Here is a 10,066-nt window from a genome sequence, read left to right as displayed (position 1 = left end):
CATCACCCGGCGCCGGATACACCCCGTACGGCGCCTTCGCCGCCGCCAGCTCCACCACGTGCGAGACGATCTCGATCCCGGCCGTCTCCTTCAGGTAGGAGCGGGCGACCGCGCCGAGGGCGACGCGTGCCGCGGTCTCCCGGGCGGAGGCGCGCTCCAGGATCGGCCGGGCCTCCTCGAAACCGTACTTCTGCATACCCGCCAGGTCCGCATGACCGGGACGGGGACGGGTCAGCGGCGCGTTGCGCGCCAGTGCGGCCAGCTCACCCGCATCGACGGGGTCGGCCGCCATGACCTTCTCCCACTTCGGCCACTCCGTGTTCCCGACCATGACCGCCACCGGAGAACCCAGCGTCAGACCGTGCCGGACACCACCCAGGAACGTGACCTCGTCCCGCTCGAACTTCATCCGCGCACCGCGCCCATAGCCGAGCCGCCGCCGCGCCAAGTGATCCGCCACCATCTCCGTGGTGATCGGCACGCCGGCGGGAAGGCCCTCCAGCGTCGCGACGAGTGCGGGACCGTGGGACTCCCCCGCGGTCAGCCAGCGCAACCTGCTCAACGGTGCTCCTCAGTGCTCGCGCCCTGGTACTGCCCTGCGTGCGCGTCTCGTCGCGCACGGCGGTGGCGCGACCGGGGTGCGCGGCCCTGGCCCGCCACCTCCGATCCTCCCACGTCCCGGCGGTTGTCCCATCCGCCGGTCCACCAGGCGGACGCGCCGGCACCGGACGTGGACCGCGCGAAGGGGCGCGGAAGGCGCTCACACGAGACGGTCGGGCGGCTGCCGCGTGGGCGCGTAGGGGCCGAGGAAGTCGGCGCCGCGGGACTGCGGTACCGCCTCGGCCCGGGCCGGCGGCGCGGTCTGGCCGGCCCGTGCCCGGGCGATCCTGCGCCGCAGCTTGAACCCCCAGGACACCAGGACGGCCGCGACGATCAGCACGAGTACGGTGACCTGCAGCCATTCGGGCAGGAACCCCAGCAGGAACTCGGCGACCTGGGCCTTGTACGACTGTGCCAGCGGCACGCCTGTCGACACGGACGACTCCCCCTTCCGGCCCCGCTCCCCTGCGTGGCCGAGCGGATCCTAGCGGGCCGCGAGGGCCCGCTCGCCCGCCGTCCGCATGGCCGCCACCGGGGCCGGCGCGTGGCCGGTCATCTGCTCGACCTGGAGCACGGCCTGGTGGACGAGGAGGTCGAGCCCGCTGACGACAGCGCCGCCGTACGCTGACCAGCGGGCCGCGAGGGTGGTCGGCCAGGGGTCGTAGAGCACGTCGAACAGGGCGGCCGGGCGCTCCGGGACGGCGGCGGCCAGCGCGTCGGTGGCACCGGCCGGGGTGGTCGCCACGACCAGCTGGGCGCGCAGTGCCTCCTCGGCGTCCGCCCAGTCGGCGATGCGCACCTGGACGTCCAGCCGCTCGGCCCACTGCCGCATCTCGGTGGCGCGGGCCTCGCTGCGGACGTACACGGCGATCTCGCCGGTGCAGACGCGGGCCAGCGCGGCGAGGGCGGAGGAGGCGGTGGCGCCGGCGCCGAGGACGGCCGCGCTGTCGGCCTTCTCGATGCCGTGCTCGGCCAGGGCCGCGACCATCCCGGGGATGTCGGTGTTGTCGCCGGTGCGGCGGCCGTCCTCGTGGAGGACGACGGTGTTCACGGCGTCCACCGCGGCGGCGGTGTCGCTGATCTCGTCGAGCAGCGGGATCACCGCGCGCTTCAGCGGCATGGTCACCGACAGGCCCGCCCACTCCGGGCCCAGTCCCTCGACGAAGCGCGGCAGCGCCTCCTCGACCACGTCGAAGCGGTCGTAGGTCCAGCCGGTCAGGCCGAGTTCCGCGTAGGCGGCACGGTGCAGCACCGGGGACAGGGAGTGGGCGATCGGCGAGCCGAGAACGGCGGCCCGACGGGATGCGGACATCAGTTGTTCCTCGAAGCGTTCCACTGGTCGACGAGCCGCTGGTGCTCTTCGTTGGTCTTGGTGAACTTGCTCGTCTTGCCGTCCATCGAGATGAAGTAGTACCAGCCGTCGTCGGTCGGGTTGAGCGCGCCCTTGAGCGCGTCCTCGCCCGGGTTGCCGATCGGTCCGGGCGGCAAGCCCTTGTAGTAGTACGTGTTGTACGGGTTGTCGTAGTTCCGGAGCTCGGCCAGCGAGAGGTCGATCTTGCTCTGGTTCTTGATGTAGTTGTAGGTGGAGTCGAACTCCAGCATCCCGTTGGTCTGCGGGTTGGCCGGCTTCATCCGGTTGTAGACGACCTCGGCCATCTTGCGGAAGTCGTCGTGGCTGGTGCCCTCGGCCTGCACCAGGCTGGCGGCGGTGATCAGCTCCCACGGGCTGTCCAGGCCCAGGCTGTCGGCCTTCTTCTCGACACCCAGTTCCTCGTAGGTGTCGGTGGCCCGCTGCACCATCTGCTTGAGGACGTCCTCGGGCTCCTGGCCCTTGCCGACCGGATAGCTGGAGGGGTAGAGGAACCCTTCCAGCGGGTCCTTGACGTCCTCGTGGTCCAGCGCCCAGTCGGGCAGGCCGAACTTCTTCCAGTCCTTCTCGGCGACCTCGGCGGTGGTGCCCTCGTCGACCTCCAGGCGCTGGTCGATGAGCTTGTAGATGTCGGCGTTGCGCTTGCCCTCGGCGATGATCAGGTTGTTCTTGCTCTCCGGGCTGAGCATCAGTTCGACCGCGCTGTCGGCCGACATCTCCTTCTCGAGGGTGTACACGCCGTCCTGGATCGACTTGCCCTCGGGATTGCTGTTCTGGGCGGCGACGAAGGCGTCGACGCTCTTGACGACCCCGGCGCCCTTCAGGATGTTGCCCATCTGGGAGCCGCTCGCGCCCTTGGGGATGGTGACGGAGACCTGCTCGCCGTTGCCGGAACCCGCGAAGTCCGGTGCCTCGCCGAAACGATCCTGGTAGAACTGGAGACCGAAGTAGCCGACTCCGGCGAGACCGCCGCCGAAGACCAGCGCGACCACCAGGCAGGCGACTCCGTTGCGGCTCTTCTTGTTCTTGCCGCCGCGGCCTCGGCGGTCGCCGCGCCCGCGACGGCCACCCGGCTCGTCGTCGAGGTCGTCATCGTCGTCGTCGCCCGCGAAGAAGGCGTGCTCGCCCTGGTCGGGGCCCGGGTCCCAGTCGGTGACCGGCTCGGGATCGGCGGTACGACGGGCGGGCGGTTCCGGGGGCGGATAGGCGTCCGGGGTGCCGTAGAAATCGGGCTGCTCGCCGGCGTAGGCCGCCGGCTGCTGGGCGTAGGGGTCCGCGGGATCGGCGGGGTACGGGACGTGCGGGTGCGTGCCGGTGGACCAGCCGCCGCCGTTGTCGTACGGCTGCTGATCGTCGTACTGCTGATGGCCCTGGTTCTGGTACTGCGGGTGCTGGCCCTGATCGCCGTACTGGGTCTGGCCCTGGTCGCCGTACTGGGGCTGGCCCTGCTGGTCGTACTGGGGCCCGCCCTGGCCGGGGTACTGCTGCCCGTATTCCTGGTACTGCTGCTGGGCCTGACCGTAGGCGGCCTGCTGGCCGCCGTCGTTCCACTCGCCGTACTGCGACTGCTGCGGCTGCTGCGGATAGTGCTGCGGCTGGCCGCCGTAGGCGGACTGCTCGCCCGACTGGGCCTGCTGTCCTCCCCATCCGCCGTCCCCGTACAACGGGTCCTCCGGATGCCACGGTTCGGAGCCTTGGCCCCGGCCATACTCAGTCATCGATCCCCTAGAGCCGCGAGGCGGCGGTCGCGGCCCTCCGGCCCGGTTCCGTGCCGCCTCTTCTTGTGCGGCGGCTGTTCGAATGCCGCCGCATCGCGCGGAACGTTACCGTATCGCGATCAGATGACCACTTCGACGCCCTCGCCCGGGGCTTTACCTGACACCCGTTCGGATTCCAGCGCCTGTTGAAGGATGATCACCGCGGCCGCCTGGTCGATGACGGACCGTCCCTTCTTGGACTTCACACCGGAGGCGCGCAGTCCCTGGCCGGCCGTCACGGTCGTCATCCGCTCGTCCACGAGTCGCACCGGAACCGGGGCGATCATGCGGGCGAGCTCCTGGGTGAAGCCGCGGACCTTGACCGCGGCCGGTCCCTCGCCCCCCTTGAGGGAGCGCGGCAGGCCGACCACGACCTCGATCGGCTCGTACTCCTCGACCAGCTGCCGCAGCCGGCGGTGCGCCGCCGGGACGTCCCGGCCGGGGACGGTCTCCACCGGCGTGGCGAGGATCCCGTCGGGGTCGCACGAGGCGACCCCGATGCGGGCGTCCCCGACGTCGATGGCGAGCCGACGTCCTCTGCGCATTACTTGGCCGTCTCCGCGACCAGGCGCTCCACGGCGTCCACGGCGTCGCCGATGGCGGCCGGGTTCTGGCCGCCGCCCTGAGCGACGTCCGGCTTGCCGCCACCGCCGCCGCCGAGCGTCTTGGCGGCCGTACGGACCAGGTCGCCGGCCTTCAGACCGCGCTCGCGGGCGGCCTCGTTGGTGGCGATGACCGTGAGCGGCTTGCCGTTGACGGTGGTGAACAGGGCCACCACGGCGGCCCTGCCGCCCTGGATGCGGCCGCGCACGTCGAGGACCAGCTTGCGCAGGTCGTCCGGCGTGGTGCCGTCCGGGACCTGGCCGGTGACCAGGGCGACGCCGCGCACGTCCTTGGCGGACTCGGCGAGACCGGCGGCGGCCTGGAGCACCTTCTCGGCGCGGAACTTCTCGATCTCCTTCTCGGCGTCCTTCAGCTTGCCGAGCATGGCGGAGACCTTCTCCGGAAGCTCCTCCGGTCGGCCCTTGATCAGCTCCTGGAGCTGGGCGACGACCGTGTGCTCACGGGCGAGGAAGTTGTAGGCGTCGACGCCGACCAGGGCCTCGATACGGCGCACACCCGAGCCGATCGACGACTCGCCGAGCAGCTTCACCAGGCCGAGCTGGGCGGTGTTGTGCACATGCGTGCCGCCGCACAGCTCCTTGGAGAAGTCGCCGATGGTGACGACCCGGACGCGCTCGCCGTACTTCTCGCCGAACTCGGCGATGGCGCCCTGCTTCCTGGCCTCGTCGATGCCCATGACATCGGCGCGGACGTCGAGGTCGCGGGCGAGCACCTCGTTGATCTTCTGCTCGACGTCGGTCATCACGGCCGTCGGAACGGCGGACGGCGAACCGAAGTCGAAGCGGAAGCGGCCGGGCTGGTTCTCGGAACCGGCCTGGGCGGCCGTCGGGCCGAGGGCGTCGCGCAGGGCCTGGTGGGTGAGGTGGGTGGCCGAGTGGGCGCGGGCGATGGCCGTGCGACGGCGGGCGTCGATGGAGGCCTCGGCCTTGGCGCCGACGGTGACCTCGCCGACCTGGACGACGCCCTTGTGGACGTAGACGCCCGGGACCGGCTTCTGGCAGTCGCGGATCTCGATCACGGCACCGGTGTCGACCTTGATGCGGCCGGTGTCGCCGATCTGGCCGCCGCCCTCGGCGTAGAACGGGGTGCGGTCCAGGACGATCTCGACCTCGTCGCCCTCGGTGGCGGCCGGGGAGGAGACGCCGTCGACGAGGATGCCGACGATCGTGGACTCGCCCTCGGTCTCGGTGTAGCCGATGAAGTCGGTCTCGCCGGCCTTGTCGGCGATCTCCCGGTAGGCGCCGGCGCCGGCGTGACCGGTCTTCTTGGCCTGGGCGTCGGCCTTGGCGCGCTCCCGCTGCTCCTTCATCAGGCGGCGGAAGCCGTCCTCGTCCACGGACAGCCCCTGCTCGGCGGCCATCTCCAGGGTGAGGTCGATCGGGAAGCCCCAGGTGTCGTGGAGCAGGAAGGCCTTGTCGCCGGGGAGCACGGTGGAGCCGGCGGCCTTGGTCTCGCTGACGGCGCCGTCGAGGACGTTCGTGCCGGCGTTGAGGGTCTTGAGGAAGCGGGCCTCCTCGGCGAGGGCGACGTTCTCGATGCGCTCGCGGTCGGTGACCAGCTCCGGGTACTGCTGGCCCATCATCGCGATGACGGTGTCGATGAGCTCCTTGACGACCGGGCCGGTGGCGCCGAGCAGGCGCATGTTGCGGATGGCGCGGCGCATGATGCGGCGCAGCACGTAGCCGCGGCCCTCGTTGCCGGGGGTCACGCCGTCGCCGATGAGCATCACCGAGGTGCGCATGTGGTCGGTGACCACGCGCAGCGAGACGTCCGAGTCGTGGGCGTCGCCGTAGGCCACGCCGGTCAGCTCGGTGGCCTTCTTGATGACGGCCATGGAGGTGTCGATCTCGTACATGTTCTGCACGCCCTGCAGAATCATGGCGAGGCGCTCCAGGCCGAGGCCCGTGTCGATGTTCTTGCTCGGCAGCTCGCCGAGGATCTCGAAGTTGTCCTTGCCGATGCCCTCGCCGCGCTCGTACTGCATGAAGACGAGGTTCCAGATCTCCACGTACCGCTCGTCGTTGACGGCGGGGCCGCCCTCGGCGCCGAACTCGGGGCCGCGGTCGTAGTTGATCTCGGAGCAGGGGCCGCACGGGCCGGGGACGCCCATGGACCAGTAGTTGTCCTTCATGCCCAGGCGCTGGATGCGCTCCTTGGGCACACCGACGACCTCGTGCCAGATCCGCTCGGCCTCGTCGTCGTCTTTGTAGACGGTGATCCAGAGCTTCTCCGGCTCCAGGCCGTAACCACCCTTGTCCTGGGGGCTGGTGAGCAGCTCCCAGGCGTGCTTGATGGCGCCTTCCTTGAAGTAGTCGCCGAAGGAGAAGTTGCCGCACATCTGGAAGAAGGTGCCGTGCCGCGTGGTCTTGCCGACCTCTTCGATGTCGGGCGTGCGCACGCACTTCTGGACGCTGGTGGCGCGGGCGAAGGGCGGCTTGACCTCACCCAGGAAGTAGGGCTTGAAGGGCACCATGCCGGCCGGGACGAGGAGCAGAGTCGGGTCGTCCGCGATGAGCGACGCCGAAGGGACGACGGTGTGCCCGCGCTCCTCGAAGAAGCTCAGCCAGCGACGGCGGATCTCAGCCGACTCCATCAGTGGTCCTCATTCCGGTTGTACGAGTACGACGTGTTCTCGACGTACTTGGGGTCGTTGCGGTTCTCGATGACGGCGTAGCGCCGCGGTTCGGGCAGTTCGGGGCGGGCGTTGATGCCGAGCGCCTCGCCCAGTTCGGCCTCCCGCCGGGCCATGTTGTCGCGCACGTCGAGGGCGAAGCCCACCGCGCGGTCCTTGAGCTTGTGACCGGCCTCGAGAGCCTTGTTCGCCGCGGTCGCGGCCAGGCTCTCGGGGGTCAGCTGCCTCAGCTTGCGGTTGACCTTGGTGGTGGCCCACACACCGGTGGCGACACCCGTGGTGAACCAGAAGGTACGGCGGAACATGGCTGGCTCTCAGTCCTTCTTTCCACGGGCGTTCCGCTTCTCCCGCCGGGAGACCGTCCGGCCCACGATCACGGTACGCCGGGGCGCTCGCTCGGGCACGTCGTCCTTGCGGCCGCCCAGCGCCCGGCGCACGCCGTAGCCGAAGGCCGCGACCTTCACGAGCGGCCCGCCGAAGGTGGAGGCGACGGTCGTCGACAGCGCGGACGCGTTCGACGTGACCTCCTGGACGTCGGAGGCGATGGCGTCGACCCGGTCGATCTGGGTCTGCGCGGAGCGCACGGCCGCGGAGGCCTCCGCGAGCAGCGGGACGGCCTGGTCGGTCACGTCCGCCACCAGCTTGGTGGTCGCCCTGAGCGTCTGGGCCAGCCTCGCGAGTGCCACCGCGAGGAAGGACACCAGGATCGCCCAGAAGACGGCCACCAGGATCCCGGCCACCTCTCCACCGGACACCTTGCGCACCCGCTCCCTGAAACCTGCCTGGACATCGAAAAAGTCGTGCACCGAGCCTATCGCGCCGGGGGTACCCGTCCGTACCGCATTAACGCCCGCGCCGGGCGGGATTCGCGCCCGGCGATTGTACGGACTGAATACGATTCAGTACGCTCCGTATTCCATGCGGGACCATCAGCGTTGCGACACCTCCCCGACCGGCAACCTCCCTTGCGAGCTCGACGCGTTCGTCGGACGCACCGCCGAACTCGCCGGCCTGGCGGCGGCCCTCGACGCCGCGCGGCTGGTGACCGTCACCGGCGTCGGCGGAGTCGGCAAGTCCCGGCTGGCGGCGCGCGTGGCCGCGCGGTCCGTCCCGCGCGACGGGGTCTGGCGGGCCGAGCTGGCCGCGTTGCGCGACCCGGAGTTCGTCGACTACGCCGTCGTGGAGGCCCTGGGGCTGACCGACCACACCCGGCGGCTGCCGCGCGAGACCCTGCTCGATCATCTCGCCGGCCGTGAACTGCTGCTGGTGCTCGACGGGTTCGAGCACCTGGTGGAGCCCTGCGCCGAGCTGGTGGTCGAGCTGCTGCGCCGGGCGCCGGGGCTGAGGGTGCTGGCGGTGGGACGCCGGCCGCTCGGGGTGACCGGCGAGCGGCTGTTCCCGCTGGCGCCGCTCGGCGAGGACGAGGCGGTCGAACTCCTCGCCGACCGGGCCGCGCGGCTGGGGGTGCCGACCGGCGACGACCGGACCGCGCGGGAACTGTGCCGGCGCCTCGACGGGATTCCGCTGGCGATCGAGCTGGCCGCGGGCCGGCTGCGGGCGCTCACCGCGGAGCAGTTGCTGGACCGCCTCGACGACCGGTTCCGGCTGCTGACCGGCGGCGGGCGCCAGGCGCCGGCCCGGCATCAGACGCTGCGTACCGCGATCGGCTGGAGCCATGAGCTGTGCACACCGCGGGAGCGGCTGCTGTGGGCGCGGCTGTCGGTGTTCGCCGGGCCCTTCGACCTGGAGGCCGCCGAGTATGTGTGCGGCGGTCATGGGCTGCACGCCGACGACGTCCTCGACGTGCTGTCCGAGCTGATCGAGCAGTCGGTGGTCGGGCGGGAGCAGACCGGGGCCGGGGTGCGCTACCGGATGCTGGACACGGTCCGGGCGTACGGCGCCGAGTGGCTGGCGGCGGCCGGCGAGGCCGACCGGCTGCGGCGGGGCCACCGCGACTGGTACATGGGCCTGGCGACCTGGTGCGAGCTGGACTGGTTCTCGCCGCGCCAGTCCGAGGTGGCCGCGCGGGTGGAGGCCGAGCTGCCGAATCTGCGCGCGGCCCTGGAGTACTGCCTGACCGAGCCGGACGAGGCGCACCTGGGCCAGTACCTGGCGGGCTGTCTGTGGTTCCACTGGGTGGGCTGCGGGCGGCTGGCGGAGGGGCGGCACTGGCTGGAGCGCGCCCTGGCGCTCGACTCCGGTCATGAGCAGCCCCGGCTGAAGGCGCTGTGGGTGCTGGGCTACGTGGCGATCCTCCAGGGCGACCCGGTGCCGGCGCTGGGGGCGCTCCAGGAGTGCCGGGAGGAGGCGGAGCAGCTGGGGAACGGCACCGCGCTGGCGTACGCGGAGCACCGCACCGGCTGTCTGGCGCTGGTCACGGACGACATGGCGCGCGCGGAGACGCTGCTGCGCTCGGCGCTGGACCGCTACCAGGAGATCGGCGAGCTGAACAGCAATGTGCTGATGGGCCAGGTGGAGCTGGCGATGGCCCGCGCCTTCCAGGGCGATCTGCCGGACGCGGTGCGGTTGTGCGAGGACGTGCGCCGGATCTGCGAGGACCACGGGGAGCGCTGGGCGCTGGGCTACGCACGGTACGTCCTGGCGTACGCGGCCTGGGCGGAGGGCGACACCGCGGGCGCCCGCGGGCTGCTGCGGGACACCCTGTCCGACGCGCACGCTTTCAACGACCTGCTGGGTTCGGTGCTGTCGATCGAGCTGCTGGCCCTGGTCACGGCGGCGGAGGGCGATCCGGCGGAGGCCGCGGTGCTGCAGGGCGCGGCGGGCGGTCTGTGGCCGTCGGTGGGGCTGCCGCTGTTCGGTTCGGCGTACTACAACGCGCCGCACGAGCTGTGCGAGGCGATGGCGCGGGAGCGGCTGGGCGACGAGCGGTACACCGAGTGCGTCCGCGACGGCGGGCTGCTGGGCCGGGCCGAGGCCGTGGCGCGGGCGCTGCGGCGGGGTCCCGCCCTGGACGGGCTGCCGGAGCCGCGCGGGCCGGTGCGGCGCACGCACGGGACGTCCGGGATGCGCGAACCCGCCGCCTCGCCCACCCGGAAGGGCGGGGAGACGGCGGGTTAGAGGTGC

At 71.5% G+C, this 10,066-nt stretch carries 9 protein-coding genes; 1 reads left to right on the top strand and 8 read right to left on the bottom strand.

Features of this window, described 5'->3' with window-relative positions:
• The 8 genes from ABT232_RS13910 to ABT232_RS13875 form a co-directional block, all read right to left on the bottom strand.
• A partial coding sequence (locus tag ABT232_RS13910; protein WP_351839890.1) for a chorismate synthase occupies window positions 1–562 on the bottom strand: 562 nt, incomplete at its 3' end.
• Between the two features lie 198 nt (window positions 563–760).
• Window positions 761–1,036, bottom strand: a complete 276-nt coding sequence (locus ABT232_RS13905; RefSeq protein ID WP_351839888.1) for a hypothetical protein — start codon at window positions 1,034–1,036, stop codon at window positions 761–763.
• A 48-nt stretch (window positions 1,037–1,084) separates the two neighbouring features.
• A complete protein-coding gene (locus ABT232_RS13900) occupies window positions 1,085–1,912 on the bottom strand; it encodes a shikimate dehydrogenase (protein ID WP_351839886.1) in 828 nt (275 codons plus the stop codon).
• On the bottom strand, window positions 1,912–3,687 hold the full coding sequence (gene mltG / locus ABT232_RS13895) for an endolytic transglycosylase MltG (protein ID WP_351839884.1): 1,776 nt from the start codon (window positions 3,685–3,687) through the stop codon (window positions 1,912–1,914). Before mltG ends, ABT232_RS13900 begins: the two co-directional genes overlap by 1 nt.
• 119 nt (window positions 3,688–3,806) lie before the next feature.
• Window positions 3,807–4,271 (bottom strand): Holliday junction resolvase RuvX, encoded by a 465-nt coding sequence (gene ruvX / locus ABT232_RS13890; RefSeq protein WP_351839882.1) that lies wholly within the window; start codon window positions 4,269–4,271, stop codon window positions 3,807–3,809.
• Entirely contained in the window at window positions 4,271–6,943 is a 2,673-nt protein-coding gene (alaS, locus tag ABT232_RS13885) for an alanine--tRNA ligase (RefSeq protein ID WP_351839880.1), read from the bottom strand. The genes ruvX and alaS overlap by 1 nt, the downstream gene beginning before the upstream one ends.
• Window positions 6,943–7,287, bottom strand: coding sequence for a hypothetical protein (locus tag ABT232_RS13880; RefSeq protein WP_351839878.1), 345 nt, complete (start codon window positions 7,285–7,287; stop codon window positions 6,943–6,945). Before ABT232_RS13880 ends, alaS begins: the two co-directional genes overlap by 1 nt.
• Window positions 7,288–7,296: 9 nt before the next feature.
• Window positions 7,297–7,746 (bottom strand): DUF948 domain-containing protein, encoded by a 450-nt coding sequence (locus ABT232_RS13875; protein WP_351839876.1) that lies wholly within the window; start codon window positions 7,744–7,746, stop codon window positions 7,297–7,299.
• A 154-nt stretch (window positions 7,747–7,900) separates the two neighbouring features.
• Between ABT232_RS13875 and ABT232_RS13870 the strand changes: the two genes are divergently transcribed.
• Window positions 7,901–10,060 (top strand): ATP-binding protein, encoded by a 2,160-nt coding sequence (locus ABT232_RS13870; RefSeq protein ID WP_351839874.1) that lies wholly within the window; start codon window positions 7,901–7,903, stop codon window positions 10,058–10,060.
• The last annotated feature ends 6 nt before the right edge of the window (window positions 10,061–10,066 follow it).

Origin of the sequence: Streptomyces sp. NPDC001532, assembly GCF_040298625.1 — a bacterium.
Taxonomy (GTDB): domain Bacteria; phylum Actinomycetota; class Actinomycetes; order Streptomycetales; family Streptomycetaceae; genus Streptomyces.
This window is presented reverse-complemented; position numbering and strand designations above follow the sequence as displayed.